The 19463-nt window shown below is 71.6% G+C and carries 16 protein-coding genes; all 16 read left to right on the top strand.

Features of this window, described 5'->3' with window-relative positions:
* Nucleotides 1–92 precede the first annotated feature (92 nt).
* A complete protein-coding gene (locus TOK_RS02470; RefSeq protein WP_098956121.1) occupies nucleotides 93–1289 on the top strand; it encodes a CaiB/BaiF CoA-transferase family protein in 1197 nt (398 codons plus the stop codon).
* Between the two features lie 12 nt (nucleotides 1290–1301).
* A complete protein-coding gene (locus TOK_RS02465; protein ID WP_098956120.1) occupies nucleotides 1302–1946 on the top strand; it encodes an isochorismatase family protein in 645 nt (214 codons plus the stop codon).
* A gap of 36 nt (nucleotides 1947–1982) precedes the next feature.
* Nucleotides 1983–3152 carry a sugar ABC transporter substrate-binding protein gene (locus TOK_RS02460; protein WP_172457365.1) on the top strand — a complete coding sequence of 390 codons (1170 nt, stop codon included), beginning with the start codon at nucleotides 1983–1985 and terminating at the stop codon, nucleotides 3150–3152.
* On the top strand, nucleotides 3152–4783 hold the full coding sequence (locus TOK_RS02455) for a sugar ABC transporter ATP-binding protein (protein ID WP_098956261.1): 1632 nt from the start codon (nucleotides 3152–3154) through the stop codon (nucleotides 4781–4783). The genes TOK_RS02460 and TOK_RS02455 overlap by 1 nt, the downstream gene beginning before the upstream one ends.
* Nucleotides 4780–5808, top strand: a complete 1029-nt coding sequence (locus TOK_RS02450) for an ABC transporter permease (protein ID WP_098956118.1) — start codon at nucleotides 4780–4782, stop codon at nucleotides 5806–5808. The genes TOK_RS02455 and TOK_RS02450 overlap by 4 nt, the downstream gene beginning before the upstream one ends.
* Nucleotides 5809–5832: 24 nt before the next feature.
* Nucleotides 5833–7515 (top strand): dihydroxy-acid dehydratase, encoded by a 1683-nt coding sequence (locus TOK_RS02445; RefSeq protein ID WP_098956117.1) that lies wholly within the window; start codon nucleotides 5833–5835, stop codon nucleotides 7513–7515.
* Nucleotides 7512–8360, top strand: a complete 849-nt coding sequence (locus TOK_RS02440) for a CoA ester lyase (protein WP_098956116.1) — start codon at nucleotides 7512–7514, stop codon at nucleotides 8358–8360. Before TOK_RS02445 ends, TOK_RS02440 begins: the two co-directional genes overlap by 4 nt.
* Nucleotides 8357–9160, top strand: a complete 804-nt coding sequence (locus TOK_RS02435; protein ID WP_098956115.1) for an alpha/beta fold hydrolase — start codon at nucleotides 8357–8359, stop codon at nucleotides 9158–9160. Before TOK_RS02440 ends, TOK_RS02435 begins: the two co-directional genes overlap by 4 nt.
* A 204-nt stretch (nucleotides 9161–9364) precedes the next feature.
* Nucleotides 9365–10423, top strand: a complete 1059-nt coding sequence (locus tag TOK_RS33175; RefSeq protein ID WP_216361824.1) for a polysaccharide deacetylase family protein — start codon at nucleotides 9365–9367, stop codon at nucleotides 10421–10423.
* Nucleotides 10424–10462: 39 nt separating this feature from the next.
* Entirely contained in the window at nucleotides 10463–11191 is a 729-nt protein-coding gene (locus TOK_RS02420; protein WP_098956114.1) for a FadR/GntR family transcriptional regulator, read from the top strand.
* Between the two features lie 28 nt (nucleotides 11192–11219).
* On the top strand, nucleotides 11220–12620 hold the full coding sequence (locus TOK_RS02415; RefSeq protein WP_253258135.1) for an amidohydrolase family protein: 1401 nt from the start codon (nucleotides 11220–11222) through the stop codon (nucleotides 12618–12620).
* A gap of 686 nt (nucleotides 12621–13306) precedes the next feature.
* A complete protein-coding gene (locus TOK_RS02410) occupies nucleotides 13307–14482 on the top strand; it encodes a sugar ABC transporter substrate-binding protein (RefSeq protein ID WP_098956113.1) in 1176 nt (391 codons plus the stop codon).
* 106 nt (nucleotides 14483–14588) lie between these two features.
* On the top strand, nucleotides 14589–16160 hold the full coding sequence (locus TOK_RS02405) for a sugar ABC transporter ATP-binding protein (protein WP_098956112.1): 1572 nt from the start codon (nucleotides 14589–14591) through the stop codon (nucleotides 16158–16160).
* 20 nt (nucleotides 16161–16180) lie between these two features.
* Entirely contained in the window at nucleotides 16181–17239 is a 1059-nt protein-coding gene (locus tag TOK_RS02400) for an ABC transporter permease (protein WP_098956111.1), read from the top strand.
* 52 nt (nucleotides 17240–17291) lie between these two features.
* On the top strand, nucleotides 17292–18452 hold the full coding sequence (locus TOK_RS02395; protein ID WP_172457364.1) for an MFS transporter: 1161 nt from the start codon (nucleotides 17292–17294) through the stop codon (nucleotides 18450–18452).
* Nucleotides 18449–19462, top strand: a complete 1014-nt coding sequence (locus tag TOK_RS02390) for an aldo/keto reductase (protein WP_216361823.1) — start codon at nucleotides 18449–18451, stop codon at nucleotides 19460–19462. Before TOK_RS02395 ends, TOK_RS02390 begins: the two co-directional genes overlap by 4 nt.
* Nucleotide 19463 lies beyond the last annotated feature (1 nt).

The following is a 19463-nucleotide window of genomic DNA, read 5'->3' as shown; positions in this document are numbered from 1 at the left end:
CTGTCACACAGGCCTAATAGAATATTTTCTGTATCGGCTCCGTCGCCGGGGCACGACCAGCACTCACACCCGACGACGAGGAGCCGCACGGCATGAGCGACCTTCCCCTGCAGGGGCTCAAGGTGGTCGACGCGGCGTCGATCTTCGCCGGGCCCGTCGCGGCGACGCTGCTGGCCGACTTCGGCGCCGACGTCCTCAAGGTCGAGCACCCGCGCGGCGACAGCCTGCGGTCGATGGGCTGGAACGTCGACGGCGAGTCGCTGTTCTGGGCGCTGGTGTCGCGCAACAAGCGGTGCGTGACGCTCAAGCTCTCGGTGCCCGAGGGCCGCGACATCCTCAAGAAGATCATCGCCGACGCCGACGTGTTCGTGGAGAACTTCCGTCCCGGCACGCTCGAGCGCTGGGGGCTCGGCCCCGAGGTCCTGCACGAGATCAACCCGGGCCTGATCATTCTGCGCACCACCGGGTTCGGCCAGACCGGCCCGTACTCCAACCGGCCCGGGTTCGGGACGCTCGCCGAGGCGATGTCGGGGTTCGCCCACATCAACGGCTGGCCCGACAAGCCGCCTGCCCTGCCGCCCTTCGCCCTCGGTGACTGCATCGCGGGGTTCACCGGCTGTTTCGCGATCATGTTCGCGCTGTGGTGGCGTGAGCACGGTGGCAATGGCAAGGGTCAGGTCATCGACCTGTCGATCTACGAACCGATGTTCTGGATGCTCGGCCCGCAGACGATGCTGTTCGACAAGACCGGTGAGGTCGTCGGCCGCTCGGGCAACCACACCCCCTACAGCGCGCCGCGCAACGCCTACCAGACCAAGGACGGCCGCTGGCTCGCCCTGTCGGCCACGGCCCAGTCGATCGCGGACCGCGTCGTCAAGCTGGTCGGGCGGCCCGACCTCGCCGAACAGCCGTGGTTCGCCGGCAACCCCGGTCGGATCGCCCACACCGAGGAGCTCGACGACGCGATCGGCGGCTGGATCGCCGAACGCACCGCCGAGGAGGTGCTCGCGGAGTTCGAGACCGCCGAGGGGGCGATCGCGCCGGCGTACACCGCGGCCGACATCGTCAAGGACCCGCAGTACCTGGCGCGCGAGACGATCGTGCGGGTCCCGCACGAGGGCCTCGGCGACGTGCTCATGCAGAACGTGGTCCCGATCCTGTCCGACACCCCGGGGAAGGTCCGCCACGCCGGTGCCCCGAAGGGGTCGAGCAACCTCGAGGTCTACCGCGACCAGCTGGGCATGACCGACGAGCAGCTGGCGGCCCTCGAGGCCGACGGCGTCATCTGAGGGGCGGGGCACATGAGCTTCGAGGCGGTCGGGGATTTCTACGCGGAGCGCGGCATCGGCGCGACGGCCGGGACGGGATCGCGGCCTGCGGTGCTCGTCGTCGACGTGTCGCGGGCGTTCACGTCCAGCGCGTACGGCGTCGGCGCCGACGACGCGCCCGCGGTGCCGCACATCGCCGGGCTGCTCGGCCACGCCCGCGCTGCCGGGCTGCCGATCGTCTTCACGACGATCGCCTACGCACCCGGTGAGGACGGCGCGTCGTTCGCGGCGAAGGTCCCGGCACTGCGCGAGCTGCGCACCGACGACCCCGCGGCAGTCGAGATCCACCCAGAGCTCGGCCGGCAGCCCGATGAGCTGGTGCTGGTCAAGAAGTTCCCGTCCGCGTTCTTCGGTACGCACCTCACGTCGTACCTGGTGCAACGCGGGATCGACACTGTCGTCGTGACGGGATGTTCGACGTCCGGATGCATCCGGGCGAGCGTGATCGACGCGGTGTCCTACGGGTTCCGTGTCGTGGTCCCCGAGGAGTGCGTCTTCGACCGGGCCGAGGAGCCGCACCGCGCGAACCTCTTCGACATCGGTTCGAAGTACGCCGACGTGGTGCCACAGGACGAGGTGGAGAAGTACCTGGCGTCCATCGCCGACGGCGGCCGGTAGACCGGCCGTCGGACCATGCGCTCTCAAGGAGGAGAGATGCTCTCCAGCACGACGATGAAAAGGGTGGCTACGACGGCGTCCGCCGTACTGCTGCTCGGCCTGGCGGCCGCCTGTTCGTCGGGCGACTCCGGGTCGAGCGCCGCGGCGGGTGGGGGCGGCGCGAGCTGCGACCTGACCCAGGTGAACGCCGCACTCGACAAGTACTCGGCCGTCCCCGACTACACCGATCCCGGTCCGGCCGTCGACATGAGCGCGGCCGAGGGCAAGACCATCTTCAACATCCAGGAGTCGAGCGCCAACCCGTTCACCCAGGCGTTGACGACCTCGATGACCGAGGCCGCGGGCAAGGTCGGGATGAAGGTCGTCGACTACCCGAACCAGGGTGACCGCACCCAGTGGATCCAGGGGATGAACGCCGCGATCGCGCAGAAGCCCGCGGCGATCACGCTGACCGGCGGGACCATCAGCCCGACCTACTTCCAGCCGCAGGCTGCGGCTGCGAAGGCGGCGGGCATCCCGATCATCACCGTGCTCAACGAGGACCTCACCCAGCCGATGGGTCCCGAGGTCACCGCCCGCGTCGCGCAGCCCTACGACCTCGCCGCGCGGCTGTCGGTCGACTTCATCGTCAAGGACACCAACTGCGCGGCCAACGTCCTGGTGCTGACGTCGAAGGAGGTCATCGGGAGCCCGGCGTCGATCGACGCGGTCAACGACGAGTTCAAGAAGTACTGCCCCAACTGCAGGACCACGTTCCAGAACGTGTCGGTGCCCGACTGGTCGACGCAGATCACGAACATCACGCGGTCGGCCATCCAGTCCGACCCGACCATCAACTACGTGATGCCGCTCTACGACAGCATGTCCCAGTTCGTGGTGCCCGGCATCCAGCTCGCGGGCGCGACCGGCAAGGTCCACATCTCGACGTTCAACGGCACGCCGTTCGTCCTGAAGATGATGCAGGACGCCGACGTCGTGAAGATGGACGTCGGGGAGAACCCGTCGCAGGTCGGGTACGCAGTCATCGACCAGATCGGGCGCATCCTCTCCGGAGCCGGCCCGATCGCCTCGGGTGACGAGGGCATCCAGCTGCGGGTGTTCACCAAGGCCAACGTGAACGAAGCCGGCACCCCGCCGGAACTGGGCAAGGGCTACGGCGACTCCTTCGTCCAGAACTACATGAAGCTGTGGGGCAAGGCGTCCTGATGTCGGTCCCGGCACAAGCCGGCGGAGCGCCCACGGGCGCTCCGCCGGTCGTCGAGGCGCGCGGCGTCTCCAAGTCCTTCGCCGGGGTGCGGGTCCTCGACTCCGTCGACCTCGACGTGCTGCCCGGCGAGATCCACGGCCTGCTCGGGGAGAACGGCTCGGGCAAGTCGACGTTCATCAAGGTCCTGGCGGGCTTCCACGAGCCCGACCCGGGCGGGGCCCTGCGGATCAACGGCGAGGACGTGCCGCTGCCGCTGGCCCCCGGCGCGTTCCGCGACCACGGGCTGAGCTTCGTCCACCAGGACCTCGGGCTGATCACGAGCCTGTCCGTGCTGGAGAACCTGCGACTCGGGACGTTCAGCCGGTCCCGCGACTGGGCCATCGGCTGGCGGCGCCAGCGGGCGGACGCCCGGACGTTGTTCGAGGAGTTCTCCGTCGACCTGGACCCGGCGGCCCGCGTCGCGGACCTCGACGGCACACAGCGGGCGCTGCTCGCGATCGTGCGGGCCGTCCACGAGATGCGGACGTTGCGGGGCAGCGCGCGCACCGGTCCCGGGATGCTGATCCTCGACGAGCCGACCGTCTTCCTGCCGGAGACGGGCCGCCGCCAGCTGTTCTCGCTGATGCGCGAGATCGCGGGCGGCGGCGCTGCCGTGCTGTTCGTCTCGCACGACCTCGACGAGGTCCGTGAGATCACCGACCGGGCGACGATCTTCCGCGACGGCAGGCTCCGGGCGACGGTGCAGACGGCGTCGGTGACCGACACCGAGCTCATCGAGCTGATCATCGGCCGTGAGCTGCCCGAACACGGCGGCGAGCGCGACGACGTCGCCCCCACCGCGTCGGATGCCGCCGTCGTCGTCGAGGACCTGTCCGACGAGCGGGTCGAGTCGGTGTCGTTCGCGCTGGGCACCGGCGAGGTGCTGGGCCTGACCGGGCTGCTGGGCTCGGGCTTCGAACGCATCCCCTACCTGCTGTTCGGGGCGTTCCCGGCCGCGACGGGCACGCTGCGCACGGGTGCGGAGACGCTGTCGCTGCCGGCGATGGACCCGGTCAAGGCGATCGCGCACCGGATGGCGCTCATCCCCGCCGACCGCCAGCGCGACGGGAGCGTCGGCAGCATCAGTGTGCGGGACAACGCGATGCTGCAGATCATCGACCGCTACACGACGTGGCGGGGGCTCTCGCGGCCGCAGCTCGCCCGGGACTGCCAGGAGACCCTCGACCGGTTCGACGTGCGGCCGCCGGTCCCGGGACTGGCCTACCAGTCGCTGTCGGGCGGCAACCAGCAGAAGGTGCTGCTGGCCAAGTGGCTGGGAGCCGACCCGCGGGTACTGCTGCTGCACGAGCCGACCCAGGGCGTCGACATCGGGGCCCGCGCGCAGATCTACGAGGTCATCCACGACGCAGCCCGGGCCGACTGCTCGGTGGTGTGCGCGAGCTCGGACTACGAGCAGCTGGCCGCCATCTGCGACCGCGTCCTGATCTTCGACCGGGGCCGGGTCGCCCGGGAGCTCCGCGGCGCCGACATCACGAAGGACCGCATCGCGCACGAGTGCTACACGCTCGCCGACCGTGCGGTCCCCGCAGGCCCGGTGGGGCCGACCGAAGGTGAGGGTGAAGGGCGATGACCCGGACCAAGAACTCCGAGCCGGCGACCGACGTCGCGGGGCCCGGACGCTCCCCGGGCGTCGCGGTCGCGCGGTCGCTCGCGCAGCGGTTCTCGATCGTGATCGCGCTGGTCGTCGTCGTGGCGGTGTTCGGCTCGCTGCGTCCCGACACGTTCCTCACGACGTCGACGCTGCAGGGAATCCTCGGCTCGCAGGCGGTGCTCGTCGTCCTCACGTGCGCGTTGCTGATCCCGCTCACCGCGGGCGACTACGACCTGTCCGTCGCGGGTGTGCTCATGACGTCGCAGATGATGATCGGCGTCCTCAACGCCCAGCTCGGCATGAACATCTGGCTGGTCATCGTCCTGTGCCTGGTCGCGGGCGTGGTCATCGGCCTGCTCAACGGCTGGTTCGTGCTGCTGTTCGGCGTCGACCCGTTCATCGTCACCCTCGGCACCGGCACGATCCTGTCCGGTGTCGTGCTCTGGATGGGTGACTCGACCACGATCAGCGGCATCTCGACCGGCCTGACCGACTGGGTCATCGTCAACCGCTTCCTCGGCGTCCCGCTGGCGTTCTGGTACGGCCTGATCATCACCGCCTGCCTCTGGTACTTCCTGGAGTACACCGCGGCCGGTCGACGGCTGCTGTTCGTCGGCCGTGGACGCGCGGTGTCGCGGCTCTCGGGCCTGCGGGTCACCCGGATCCGGTGGGGTGCGCTGGTCGCGTCGGCGACGCTCGCCTCGATCGCCGGCATCCTCTACGCCGGGACGACGGGTGCGGCCGACCCGGTGTCGGGCGAGGCGTTCCTGCTGCCGACCTTCGCCGCGGCGTTCCTGGGCTCCACCGCGATCCTGCCCGGCAAGTTCAACTCGTGGGGCTCCTTCATCGCCGTGTACTTCCTGGTCGCGGGCACCACGGGCCTCACGATGCTCGGTGCCCAGTCCTACGTCTCGGACCTCTTCTACGGCGGCGCGCTCGTCGTCGCGGTCTGCGCCTCGCGCTACAGCAGGCGCAAGGAGGTCCGCGAGTCCGGATCGCTCTAGCCACCACCACGGAGAACCCACACCATGCCGTTCCACGAGCGTCCCAGCCGGGCGCTGTACGAGGGACCGGAGCGCGCCGCGGCACGCTCCTACCTGCGCAACATCGGCTTCACCCCCGGTGACCTGCGCAAGCCCGTCGTCGGGGTCGTCCACAGCTGGACCGGGACGATGCCGTGCAACCTCAACCACCGCGACCTCGCCGCGCACGCGTCGGACGGCCTGCGCGCCATCGGCTGCACGCCGATGGAGGTCAACACCATCGCGATCTCCGACGGCATCACGATGGGCACGCCCGGCATGCGGGCGTCGCTGGTGAGCCGCGAGCTGATCGCGGACTCGGTCGAGCTGGTCGCGCGCGGGCACATGTTCGACGGCATCGTCGGCATCGCGTCGTGCGACAAGACGGTGCCCGCGATGGCGATGGGCATGGCCCGCGTCGACCGGCCGTCGGTGCTCCTCTACGGCGGCACGATCCTGACCGGCCGGTTCCGTGGCCGCGTCGTCGCGGTGCACGACGTGTTCGAGGCGATCGGCGCGCACGCCGCCGGGACGATCACCGACGACGACCTCGACGAGATCGAGGCCGCGGCCTGCCCCGGCGCCGGCGCGTGCGGCGGCCAGTACACGGCCAACACGATGGCCATGGTCATGGAGGTGCTGGGCCTCTCGCCCGCGCGGGTCAACGGCATCCCTGCCGTCGACGCGGACAAGGCGGCCGCGGTGGCCGCGGCCGCGGCGCTCGTCGAGACCGCCGCGACGAAGGACCTGCGGCCCAGCAGGCTGCTCACCCGGCCCGCGTTCGAGAACGCCGTCGCGGCCGTCGCGGCCTCGGGCGGGTCGACCAACGCAGTGCTGCACCTGATCGCGCTCGCCGCCGAGGTCGGTGTGCCACTGACCCTCGACGACATCGACCGCATCTCCCGGCGCACCCCGCTGCTGTGCGACCTCATGCCCGGCGGGACCTACAGCGCCGCCGACCTGCACGCGGCGGGCGGGACGATGCTGCTGGTGTCCCGGCTGGTGGAGGGCGGGCTCGTGGACGGCTCGACACCGACGGTCACCGGGCGGACGCTCGCCGAGGAGGCCGCGGATGCCGTCGAGACCGCCGGGCAACGTGTCGTCGGACCGCTCGCCGAGCCGTTCGCCGTCGAGGGCGGACTCGTCGTGCTGCGCGGCAACCTGGCGCCCGACGGTGCCGTCGTCAAGATCACCGCGCACACCCCGCGCTCGCACACCGGCACCGCACGCGTCTACGACGGCGAGCGCGCCGCGCTGGACGCCGTGCTCGGCGGTGAGGTCGGGGCGGGCGACACCGTCGTCATCCGCAACGTCGGGCCACGCGGTGGACCGGGCATGCCCGAGATGCTGCAGGTCACCTCGGCGATCGTCGGCCGCGGGCTGGGCGAGACCGTCGCACTGGTCACCGACGGCCGGTTCAGCGGCGCCACCCGGGGTCTGATGGTGGGGCACGTCGCCCCCGAGGCCGCGGCCGGTGGGCCGATCGGGCTGCTGCGCACCGGCGACCGGATCGTCCTCGACGCCGACACCCGCACGATCGCCGTCGAGGCGGACCTCGACGGCAGGCGGCCGCCGCCGGCACGGGAGCCGGAGTTCACCCGCGGTGTCTTCGCGAAGTACGCCGCGTCGGTCGGCTCGGCCGCCGACGGCGCGATCACGTCACCCTCTCCGAACGGAGCCCACGTATGACGGACCCCCGCTCCCTGCTGTTCGTGCCGTCGAACCGGCCCGACCGGTTCGAGAAGGCATCGCGCTGTGGCGCCGACGCCGTGATCCTCGACCTGGAGGACTCCGTCGGGGTGAGCCAGAAGGCGGCGTCGCGCGACAACCTGCAGGCCGCCGCCGACCTCGCCGTCGCGGCGGGCCAGTCGGTGTACGTGCGGGTCAACCCCGTCGGCACCGAGTGGCACACGGAGGACCTCGCCGCGGCCGCCCGCATCGGCGCGCGCGGTGTCATCGTCCCCAAGTGCGAGGACGCCGACGTCGTCGACGAGGTCGACCGCGGCCTCGCCGGCGGTATCGAGCTGGTGCTGATCCTGGAGACCGCGGCCGGGGTCCTCGCCGCGGGCAGGCTGTCCCACCCGCTCGACCGGGTCCGCCGGGTCTCCTTCGGCGCCTACGACTTCGCCCTCGACATGGGCGTCGTGCCCGAGCGGGCGCACGCGCTGATGACCTCGGCACGCATCCAGGTCGCGATGGCCGCCGTCGCCGCCGGCGTCCAGCCGCTGGACACCGCGTTCGCCGACGTCCGCGACCCCGAGGCGATGCGCCGCCAGACCGAGGAGGCCCACGGCATGGGCTTCACCGGCAAGTTCGCGATCCATCCCGGGCAGGTGCCGATCATCAACGAGGTGCTCTCGCCGAGCGCCGTCGAGATCGACACGGCGCAGCGCATCGTCGCGGCCTTCGCCGAGGCCGAGCGCGACGGCATCGCCGCGATCACCGTCGACGACAAGCTCGTCGACTATCCGATCGCCCAGCGCGCCCAGGCCACGCTGGCCAGGGCGGCGCAGTTCGGGCTGGTGGCCCGATGACCCCGTCGGCGACCGAGCCGCGCCGCTCCGCGTCCGGGCTCGACCTGCACGTCCACACCGGCGACGGCTCCGGCGCGGCGCCGATCGTCGCGTTGCACCCGTGGTTCGGCTGCTGGCAGTTCTGGCTGCCCGTCGTCGAGCTCATGCCGGAGCGGGACTGGGTGCTCGTCGACATGTACTCCGGCGCGGGCACGATCCCGGCCGACGACGACGCCTTCGACGGCCTCGCCGCGGCGATCACGTCGGCGATCGAGGAGTACACCGACCGGCCCGTCGTGCTCATGGGCAACTCGACCGGAGGGCTGCTCGCCCAGGTCGTCGCCATCGCGGGACGCCCGCCGCTCGACTCGTTGGTACTCGTCGGCACGGGGGCGACGGCCGCCGGGGTGAAGGCCCCGTTCCGGGCCACGCTGGGGGAGTGGCTCGACGCCGGGGGCACCGCCGCGCCGGCCTCGACCGCCGCGGTCGTGCGGTCGCTGGTGTACCGCGACCCGCCGCCCCCCGACATGGCGCTCTACGCCGAGGCCGTCGAGACCGCCGACTACCCGTTCCTGTCCGCGGTCCTGCGCGGGGTGCTCGGGGGAGACGTCGTCGACAGGCTCCCGGAGATCTCCGTTCCGACGCTGGTGATCCGCGGGGCCGAGGACGCCGCCCGCACCGAGGAGCACGTCGCCACGCTGGTCGCGGGCATCCCCGACTGCCGGGCCGTCGAGATCCCGCTCGCCGGGCACTCGCCCCAGGTCGACACCCCGGCCGAGGTCGAGGCGGCACTCCGGGACCTGCTGGGGGACAACGGATGACCGGCCCGGGCGGGCGTGATGTCGTCGGCTACGGCCCGAACCCGCCGACGCGGCGCTGGCTCGGCGACGACCGGCTCGCGATCTCACTCGTCGTCAACTACGAGGAGGGCTCGGAACGGTCACTGCCCGCCGGTGACGCGACGCAGGAGTCGCTGACCGAGTGGGGCGCCTACCCGTTCCCCCCCGGGCACGCGGAACCTCGCGATGGAGTCGATGTACGAGTACGGCTCCCGGGTCGGGGTGTGGCGGATCCTCGACGTGTTGCGCCGCAACGGGGTCCCGGCGACGTTCTTCGCGTGCGCGCAGGCGTTCGAGATGGCCCCCGCGGTCGCCGAGGCCGTCGTCGCGGCGGGGCACGAGGTGTGCAGCCACGGCTGGCGCTGGGAGGAGGTGTGGGCGCTGTCCGAGGAGGAGGAGCGTGCGCACATCCGGATGGCCGTGGAGTCGTTCGAGCGCACCACCGGCAGCAGGCCCGTCGGCTGGTACTGCCGGTACGGGCCCAGCGAGCGGACGCGGCGGCTGGTCGTCGAGGAGGGCGGGTTCCTCTACGACTCCGACTCCTACGCCGACGACGTGCCCTACGAGGTCGACGTAGGCGGCACCTCGCACCTGGTGGTGCCCTACACCGCCGACACCAACGACATCCAGTTCTGGCTGGCCGACCCGCTCGCGACGTCGGAGCAGTTCTTCACCTATCTGAAGGACGCCTTCGACACCCTCTACCGGGAGTCCGCCGATGCGCCGCGGATGATGTCGGTGGGGCTGCACTGCCGGATCATCGGCCGGCCCGCGCGCATCGCCGGGCTGGAGCGGTTCGTGGAGTACGCGTCGGGATTCGACGGGGTCGTCTTCACGACGCGCGAGCGCATCGCGCGGGGGTGGCTCGCGTCGGCCTCGTCGGACCCGGTTGCCCGGCCGGTGACGGTGGTGGCGGCGGAACCGGCGGGTGAGGGTTCCTGGGCGCGGATGCTCGTCGACGCCGACACGGTGCCGGGCGCGACCGCGACGCTCGGGCTCTCGCACGTGCTACCGGGGGAGTCGACACCCTCGATCCGGCACACGACCGAGGAGGTCTGCCTGGTGGTGGCCGGGTCGGGAGTGCTGCGCACCGACCTCGGCGACGTCGCGTTCTCCGCGGGCGACGCGCTGCACGTCCCGGCCGGTCGGCCGCACGCGATCGTCAACACGGGGGACGTCCCCACGGGGATGGTCTTCTCCTTCCCCGGGGCCCGGCGGCTCCGCACCGAGGAATGTCCGGACTGATGCTTGTCCCGTGCATGGCGAGAGGTCTAACCTCTCGCCATGCAGAAGTCGGACCACTCGCGGGCGCGGTTGTACATCGCGGTGGCCCAGCAACTGCTGACAGCGATCGCCACGGGGGAGTACGTGCCGGGAACCCGCCTGCCGGGCGACCGTGACCTGGCCGAACGTCTCGACGTCTCCCGCACCACCGCGCGGGAGGCCATCCTCGCGCTGGAGATCGTCGGCGCCGTCGAGGTCCGGCACGGCGACGGCACCTACGTCCGGTCGCACCCCGCGGTCGGCGCGATCGAGGCGACGGCACTCGACGTCGCCCCCCGTGAGCTGATCGAGGCCCGCCGCAGCGTCGAACCAGCCGTCGCCGCGCTGGTCGCGGCCCGCCTCGACGCCGGCACCGTCGGACGGCTCCAGCGCATCATCGACGAGTCCGCCGAGATCGTGGCCGACCCGGCCGCGCTGTCGCGGTTCCTCGAGCTGGGCCTGAGCTTCCATGCCCAGCTCGCGCTGGGCTGCGGCAACACGATCCTGTCCGGGATCGTCGGCCAGTTCGTCAGCGCCGAGTCGCACCCGCTGTGGGTGCTGGTCAACCAGCTCGCGGTGAGCTCGCTCGCCGCGCGCGAGGGCCAGCTCGCCGACCACCGCGCGATCGTGGCGGCCATCCGTGCAGGCGACACGGCGGAGGCGGCGCGCGTCATGACCGACCACCTCGCGGCCGTCGACTCCGTGATCTTCCATCCGGCGGCCAGCGAGGCCGCCCCACCCGCCCGCTGATTCGCCCAGGAGCCGAGGAGAGTCACCCATGAGCGCGCCCGTGCACGCCGACCTGGTCGTCCACGGCGGCACCGTCGTCAACGCAGGCGGCAGCGTCCCGGCGACGGTCGTCGTCGCCGGCGGCCGCGTCGTCGCCGTCCAGGACCCGTCGCTGCCGCTGCCCCCGCACGAGCGCGCGATCGACGCGACCGGCTCGCTCGTGCTGCCCGGCGGCGTCGACCCGCACTGCCACGTCGGGCAGCGCCTCGGCGACTACGCCCAGCTCGACGACTACGGCTCGGCCAGCATCGCCGCGCTCTGGGGCGGCACGACGACCGTCATCGACTTCGCCATCCCCGACCCCGGCCAGCGCCCGATCGACGCCGTCCACGAGCGGCGCAAGCTGGCCGAGATCTCGCGGTGCGACACCGCGCTGCACGGCTGCGTCATCGAGTGGGACGACTCCACCGCCGCCCAGATCGCCGAGATGGCCAACACTGGCGTGCGCACGATCAAGCTGTTCACGACGTACAAGGACGTCGTCATGGCGGGCCCCGACACGGTGCTCGAGGTGCTGCGCACGCTGCACGCCCAGGGCGGCATCGCCTACGTGCACGCCGAGGCGAACCACGTCATCGAGGACGCGCAGGCCCTCGCTGTCGCGGCGGGTGAGGCGGCGGCCGGGCACATGCCCCGCACCCGGCCGGAGCTGGCGGAGGCGTCGGCGGTGTCGCAGGTGCTGGCCACGGCCGAGCACGTCGACGCGCCGGTCTACTTCGTGCACCAGACCACCGCCGAGGCCGTCGACCTCGTGCGCGACGCGCGGCGCCGTGGGGTGCGCGCCTACACCGAGACGTGCCCGCACTACCTGTACCTCGACGAGCGCACCTACTCGTCCGAGCACCCCGAGCGCTTCGTGTGCTGCCCGCCGCTGCGCGCGCCGGAGACGGTCGCGAAGCTGCGCGCCCGCGCGCTCGTCGGCGACATCGACACCCTCGGCTCGGACCACTGCTGCTACTCGACGCACCAGAAGACCGAGCACTCCCACGACGTGCGGGTCATGCCCAACGGGCTGCCCGGCGTCGAGACCCGGCTGCCGGTCACGTTCACCCAGCTCGTCGTGCGCGGCGGGATGCCGGTGGAGCGGTTCGTCGGCATGTTCGCGACGAACCCCGCCCGGCTCAACGGCCTGACCGGCAAGGGCGTCGTCGCCGCCGGTCACGACGCCGACCTGGTCGTCCTCGATCCGGCCCTGCGTCGCGGCGCCCGCAGCGGCGACCTGCACATGGCCACCGACTACACGCCCTACGAGGGCGAGGAGCTGGCCGGCTGGCCGTCGGTCGTCGTCAGCGGTGGCCGTGTGGTGCTCGACGCCGACGGTTTCCACGACCCCGGCCCCGTCGGCCGCGCGCTGGAGGCCGACCCCATGCCCGACCACCTCATCACCTGACCCGGCACCCGCCACCCGCCCTCAGGAAGGCCGCACGCAGCACCGCACGCACCTCTCCTACGGAGCCCGACATGCCCAGCCCGGCCGCAACGCCCCGATGTGGACAGGTGCCGTCGTACGACGGCACCGGACGGTGCGCGGACGTGCGTACGGGCAGCGGCGGCCCCCTCGACCGATCCCGCCGGGGGCCGGCAGCGCCCCCGGCGGTCGGCCGGCCCCGTCCGGGGACGGCCGGCGCGCAACACGATCGTCATCCGGATCGGCTCCGTGACGACGTTCGGTGCGCAGGTCACGATCACCGCGGGCATGCCGGCGGTGCGCGTGGCGCGTGGCCCAGCTCCTTCACCGAGTTCACCGAGATCGCCGGGTCCGGACGGGCCTGAGCGGGCGCCGCCCGACCGGATGGCGCCACTCGCCGCGGCGCCGGAAGGCGGCGACACCTCCACACCTCGCGGACGGCCGGCGGCGTCCGCGGACAGCCCGTGCGCGGCGGTTCGGACACGCCGGGACGCGGTGTGGCTGCGCGCTGTAGCGGTTCAAGATTGCATACCGATTGAGCGCAGTCACCACGTGGTTGCGAAACTCAACAGTTACAAACCGACCGTCAGATCTGTTGACTGAGGAGCATAAACCCGCTTCGATTGGCCGATCGGGGGACTGAATCTGGTCCGAGAAGAGGGCAGCACATGTATACACGTAGAGCCCGGCGCTGGGTCGCGGGAGCGATCGCCGCCGTCGCTGTGGTGGCGCTGGCCGCCTGCTCCAAGGGCGGGACCACGTCGACACCGACCGACTCCGGCGCACCCGCGGCAGCAGTGCCGCAGGCTGTGCTCGACACGATCGCGAAGTACAGCGGTCCGTCGACCTTCACCCCGCCCGGCCCGGCCATCGACGTCACGTCGCTCAAGGGCAAGAAGATCTTCGACATCCCGTCGGTGCCGAACCCGTTCGTGCAGTCGATCTCGGCCTCCATGAAGGAGGCGGCCGAGAAGGCGGGCATGGTCTACACGAAGTTCGACAACCAGGCCCAGGTCTCGCAGTGGGTCCAGGGCATCAACCAGGCCATCGCGTCCAAGCAGGACATCATCGTCCTCAACGGTGCGCCCGACCCCCGCGCGCTCGGCCCGCAGCTGCAGGCCGCCAAGGCGGCCGGCATCCCCGTGATCGTGATGCACTTCCACGACAACGAGATGCCCGCGGTGCCCAGCTGTGAAGGCTGTGCCGACGTCACTGCCACCGTGACCGCCCCGTTCAACGAGGCAGGCAAGGCCGCGGCGGCGTGGATGATCAAGGACTCCGGCGGTGCGGCGAACGTGCTGATCGTCGGCGGCAGCGACATCCTGCCCAGCCCCGGCACGATCAAGGCGATGCAGGACGAGTTCTCCGCGAACTGCTCGGGCTGCTCCAACACCGTCATCAACATCCCGGTGGCGGACTGGAACACGAAGACCCAGGGCGTCGTGCAGTCCGCACTGCAGGCCAACCCGAAGGTCAACTACGTCTACGTGCTCTACGACGCCATGGTCGCCGGTGCGATCCCCGCGGTGCAGACGCTGGCCAAGACCGGCCAGGTCAAGATCGCGAGCTACAACGGATCGCCGTTCGCGCTCGACGCGATCCGGCAGTCCAACGGTGACCTCGTGACCATGAACGTCGGCGAGGACACCCCCGGTATCGGCTACGCGACGATGGACCAGGTCTTCCGCGTCCTGCTCGGCCAGCCTCCCGTCCCGGAGCGCACGCCGATCCGGATCTGGGACAAGACCAACGTCGCCGAGGCCGGCAACCCGGCCAAGGCCGGTCAGGGCTACGGCAACGTCTACACCTCCGGGTTCCTGAAGCTCTGGGGCCTGGGCGGCTGACCGTCGCGCACCACCCGCTCCGCAGTCCCGGGCCGGCCGCAACCCGCGGCCGGCCCGGGACCGGCGGAGACAGCAACTGCACCCGTGCCTGCCGAGGAGGCCAGACATGACGAACCCGACGACCCCGCTCGTCCGGATCCGCGGGCTCACCAAGATCTTCGGTGGTCAGCGCGCCCTCGACGGCGTCGACCTCACGATCATGCCGGGCGAGGTCCACGGGCTGCTGGGGGAGAACGGGTCCGGGAAGTCGACCCTGATCAAGGTCCTCTCCGGGTTCCACACCCCGGACGAGGGCACTCTCGAGGTCGCCGGCCGCGACGTCCCGTTGCCACTGCTGCCGGGCCAGCACCGGAGTCTCGGTTTCGAGTTCGTCCACCAGGACCTGGGACTCGTGCCGTCGCTGTCGGTCACCGAGAACCTCATGCTCGGCGAGATCGCCGCCTCCCGCAAGGCCGTCTACTCCTGGCGCGCCGCCCGCGAACGCGCCGCGAAGATGTTCGCCCGCTACGACGTCGACATCGACCCCGACGCCGCCGTCGAGACCATCCGGCCCGTCGACCGCGCGATGCTCGCGATCGTGCGCGCCGTGGAGAGCATCCGCGACGGCGCCGCCGCCTCCGGCGACGCGGGCGCGAACATGCTGGTCCTCGACGAGCCCACGGTCTTCCTGCCCAAGCAGGAGGTCGGCCAGCTGTTCTCACTGGTCAAACGCATCACCACCGACGGGTCGAGCGTCCTGTTCGTCTCCCACGACCTCGACGAGGTCCGTGAGATCACCGACCACGTGACCGTCCTGCGCGACGGCCGCACCAGCGGTACCGCCGTCACCGGCGAGACCTCCGGCCGCGAGCTCGTCACCATGATCATCGGCCGGGAGCTCGCCGAGCACGCGAGCGACACCCCGGCCGCCACCGCCGTCGACCGCAAGGTCGTGCTGTCGGTGCGCGGCCTGTCGCACGGACCGCTCCACGACGTCTCCTTCGACCTGCACGAAGGCGAGGTCCTCGGCTTCGCCGGGCTCGTCGGCTCCGGGTACGAGGAGGTCGTCTACTCGCTGTTCGGTGCGTCGGCCGGCGCGACCGGCACGATCAGCGACGGCGACCGCACCATCGACATCACCACGCTCACTCCGCGCCGGGCGATGTCGCTGGGCATGGCGCTCGTCCCCGGCGACCGCAAGAACTCCGGCAGCGTCGGGACCCTGTCGCTCGGGGAGAACATGAACCTGACAGTGCTCGACCGCTACTTCCGCGGTTGGCGGCTGCGGCACGGGAAGATGCGCGACAACGTCCGCCAGCTCATCGGCGAGTTCGACGTCCGTCCGGCCATCCCGGACCTGGAGTACGGCTCGCTCTCGGGCGGCAACCAGCAGAAGGCCCTGATGGCGAAGTGGCAGCAGACCCAGCCGAAGGTGCTGCTGCTGCACGAACCCACCCAGGGTGTCGACGTCGGTGCGCGCCAGCAGATCTTCGACATGATCCGCGGCAGCACGGCCACCAGCGCGACGATCTGCGCCAGCTCGGAGTACGAGCAGCTCGAGACCATCTGCGACCGCGTCGGGATCTTCGTGCGCGGCCGGCTCGTCACCTTCGTGACGGGCGAGGACATCACCAAGGCCCGCATCGCCGACCTGTGCCACGGACAGGCCTCGGCGCCCGTCCCGGCCCCGGCCCAGTGAACGAGAGGAAAGGCGCCGACATGACGACCGCGCGCAAGGACGTCGAGACCCCTGCGGTGGAACCGCCTGTCGAGCCCCCGACCGGCGACGCCGCGGCCGAGCCGGCCGAGAAGGCGGCCCGTCGCCGGCCCACCGGCCGGCTCGAGGCGATGGCCCTGCCGCTCACCTGGCTGGGCGTCATCATCGTCTTCAGCATCGTCGAGACCGAGACGTTCTTCACCTCGGCGAACGCCGCGTCGATCCTGGCCTCGCAGGCCGTGCTCGTGGTGGTGACGCTGGGCCTGATCGTGCCGCTCATCGCGGGTGACTTCGACCTGTCGATCGGCGCCGTCGTCGGCATGTCGGCGCTGATCATCGCGATCCTCAACGTCCAGATGGGCTGGAACATCTGGGCGGCGATCCTCGTCGCGCTCGTCGCGGGCGTCGTCGTCGGGTTGATCAACGGGGCGCTGACGGTGCTGCTCGGCATCGACAGCCTCATCGTCACCCTCGGCATGAGCACCCTGCTCGCGGGTGTGGCGCTGTGGATCAGTGGCGCGAACACCATCACCGGCGTCGACCAGACCCTGATCGACATCGTCATCTCGTACCGGCTCTTCGGCATCCCGCTGGAGTTCTACTACGCGATGATCTTCGCGCTGATCCTCTGGTACGTCTTCGCGTTCACCCCGCTCGGCCAGCGCCTGCTCGTCGTCGGCCGCAACCGCGAGGTCGCCCGGCTCTCGGGCATGCGGGTGTCGACGCTGCGCATCGGCGCGCTCGTCACCTCGGCGCTCGTCGCCGCGCTCGGTGGCGTGCTGATCGCGGGCACCTCCGGTTCCGCGGGCCCGACCACCGGTCTGGACCTGCTGCTGCCGGCGTTCGCGGCGGCGTTCCTCGGCTCGACGACGATCAAGCCCGGCCGGTTCAACCCGTGGGGCACGGTGATCGCGGTGTACTTCCTCGTCACCGGCATCACCGGCCTGCAGCTGCTGGGCCTGCAGTCGTTCGTGCAGAACATCTTCTACGGCGGCGCGCTCATCCTGGCCGTCTCGTTCTCCCAGATCATCCGGCGCCGCCGGATGAAGCGCGGCATCTGACGAGGTGCCGGAACGTCCACCTTTCGTTCTGCGTGAGGGTGTCGCACTCTCGGTGCTGGCCCTGGCGGCCGGCGGCTTCGCGGTCGTCGGCGCCTCGGCCAACGCACCGCTGATCCGGGCGGATCTCGGCCTGACCGAGGTGGGCGTCGGCGCGATCGCGTCGGTCGCCTACCTCGGCGCCATGCTGACCGCGCGCCCCTCCGGGCGGGCCACCGACCGGTTCGGGCCCGCCGTCGTCCTCGCCACGGGTCTGCTGGTCATGGCCGCGGGCGTCACCGTCGTCGCCACGGCGGCGGTCGACGTCGTGTTCTACGTCGGTATCGCGGTCGCCGGACTCGGCTACGGCATCATCAACCCGCCGACGAACGTCCTCGCCAACCCGGGCCGCGCCCAGCGTCGTGGCCTGGTCATGAGCGTCAAGCAGGCGGGCGTCCCGCTCGGCGGCATCCTCGCGGGTCTGGTCCTCCCCGCGCTCGGTTCGGTGCACGGCTGGCGGTGGGCCGCCGTCGTCCCGCTCGGGACCTGCGTGCTCGTAGGCCTGCTGGTCGGGGTGCGCGGGCGGCTGCGGTCGGCGTCGGCCGGCGACGGCACCGCGCTGCTGCGCCCCGACATGCGGATGCGGCTGCCGCACGGCTACGGCTACGGCTTCGTGATGGCCGGCGCCCAGGTGAGCATCTTCGCGTTCACGACCGTCTACCTCGTGGAGGGGCGCGGCCTCACCGCCGCGCAGGCGGGGCTCGGGGTGGCGCTGCTGCTGGTCGGAGGGGTGTGCGGACGTCCGCTGTGGGGCTGGTTCTCCGACCTGCACCCCGAGCTGCGGCTGCGCCACCTGCAGGTGGTGTCCGCACTGGGCGCCGTCGCCGTCACCCTGCTCTGGGCCGTGCCCGCGGGCCTGCTGCCCGTGGCGCTGCTCCTCGTCGGGCTGTGCGCCGTCGGGTGGAACGGCGTCTACGTCGCCGCGATCGCAGAGGCCGCCGAACCCGGCGCGGTCGGCGGCACGACGGGCGCGTCGCTGGTCCTGATCAACCTCGGCGCCGTCGCGTGCCCGCTGCTGATCGGGTTCGTCGTGTCACTGGCCGGCCGGTGGTCGATCGGCTGGATCGTGTGCGCGGCGCTGAACCTGGCCGGGGCGGGGATCGTCGCGGCCTCACGCGCCGCGCCCGCCACCGCACCCGAACCCGAACCCGTCACCACCGAGGAGACGCCGCTGTGACCGTCATCGACCGTGACTGGGCCGTGCTGGGCCGCACCGGGCTCCCGGTCACCCGCTTCACCCTGGGGACCGCGACGTTCGGCGGGCAGTGCGACGAGAAGGAGTCGCACGCCATCCTCGACCGCGCCGACGACCTCGGCATCGCCGTCCTCGACACCGCCGACAAGTACCCGATCGGCAGCGACTGGGACCGGGCCGGTGTCACCGAGGAGATCGTCGGGCGCTGGCTCGACGACGACGGCCGCCGCGACCGGTTCCTGCTGGCCACGAAGCTGCACGGGCGGACCGGCCCGCGGCCGTGGGACGGCGGCCTGTCACGCAAGCACGTCGTCGAGGCGGCGGAGGCGTCGCTGCGGCGGCTGCGGACCGACCGCATCGACCTCTACCAGCTGCACCGCCCCGACCCGGTCACGCCGATCGAGGAGACCCTGCACGCCCTCGACGACCTCGTCACCGCGGGCAAGGTCCGCTACGTCGCGTGCTCGAACTTCCTCGCCTACCAGGTCGCCCGCGCTCTGGGGCGCAGCGCGCTGCACGGCTGGGCCGCGTTCGTGTCGGTGCAGGCGCGCTACAACCTGCTGTTCCGTGAGCACGAGCGCGAGCTGTTCCCGCTGTGCCGGGAGGACGGGCTCGGGGTGCTGGCCTACAACGCGCTCGCCGGCGGGATACTGACCGGCAAGCACCGCCGCGAGGGCGGCACCGCCGGCGGCACCCGGTTCGCCGACTCGGGCGCGGGCGCGCTCTACCGCGGCCGGTACTGGCACGACGAGGCGTTCGACGTCGTCGAGGCGATCCGTGCCCTGGCCGGCGACGCCGGCCTCACCATTCCGGTGCTGGCCACGGCGTGGCTGCGGTCACGGCCGGGCGTGACCTCGGTGATCCTCGGCGCGACCCGGCCCGACCAGCTCGACCTCGCTGCGGCGGCCGCGGACGTCGAGCTCGAGGAGTCGTTGCTCGCCGAGCTCGACGCCCTGACCGCGCGGTTCCGGACCGGTGACGCGGTGCAGTGAC

Origin of the sequence: Pseudonocardia sp. N23 (assembly GCF_002583555.1) — a bacterium.
GTDB lineage: Bacteria > Actinomycetota > Actinomycetes > Mycobacteriales > Pseudonocardiaceae > Pseudonocardia.
Note: the sequence above shows the minus strand (reverse complement) of the source record. Positions and strands in the feature narration are given on the sequence as shown.

Coding starts and splice junctions, on each gene's coding strand:
- TOK_RS02435 (WP_098956115.1), top strand. CDS start 8,357: ATGACCCCGTCGGCGACCGAGCCGCGCCGCTCCGCGTCCGGGCTCGAC.
- TOK_RS02450 (WP_098956118.1), top strand. CDS start 4,780: ATGACCCGGACCAAGAACTCCGAGCCGGCGACCGACGTCGCGGGGCCC.
- TOK_RS02420 (WP_098956114.1), top strand. CDS start 10,463: ATGCAGAAGTCGGACCACTCGCGGGCGCGGTTGTACATCGCGGTGGCC.
- TOK_RS02465 (WP_098956120.1), top strand. CDS start 1,302: ATGAGCTTCGAGGCGGTCGGGGATTTCTACGCGGAGCGCGGCATCGGC.
- TOK_RS02470 (WP_098956121.1), top strand. CDS start 93: ATGAGCGACCTTCCCCTGCAGGGGCTCAAGGTGGTCGACGCGGCGTCG.
- TOK_RS02400 (WP_098956111.1), top strand. CDS start 16,181: ATGACGACCGCGCGCAAGGACGTCGAGACCCCTGCGGTGGAACCGCCT.
- TOK_RS02440 (WP_098956116.1), top strand. CDS start 7,512: ATGACGGACCCCCGCTCCCTGCTGTTCGTGCCGTCGAACCGGCCCGAC.
- TOK_RS02460 (WP_172457365.1), top strand. CDS start 1,983: ATGCTCTCCAGCACGACGATGAAAAGGGTGGCTACGACGGCGTCCGCC.
- TOK_RS02410 (WP_098956113.1), top strand. CDS start 13,307: ATGTATACACGTAGAGCCCGGCGCTGGGTCGCGGGAGCGATCGCCGCC.
- TOK_RS02455 (WP_098956261.1), top strand. CDS start 3,152: ATGTCGGTCCCGGCACAAGCCGGCGGAGCGCCCACGGGCGCTCCGCCG.
- TOK_RS33175 (WP_216361824.1), top strand. CDS start 9,365: ATGGAGTCGATGTACGAGTACGGCTCCCGGGTCGGGGTGTGGCGGATC.
- TOK_RS02405 (WP_098956112.1), top strand. CDS start 14,589: ATGACGAACCCGACGACCCCGCTCGTCCGGATCCGCGGGCTCACCAAG.
- TOK_RS02445 (WP_098956117.1), top strand. CDS start 5,833: ATGCCGTTCCACGAGCGTCCCAGCCGGGCGCTGTACGAGGGACCGGAG.
- TOK_RS02415 (WP_253258135.1), top strand. CDS start 11,220: ATGAGCGCGCCCGTGCACGCCGACCTGGTCGTCCACGGCGGCACCGTC.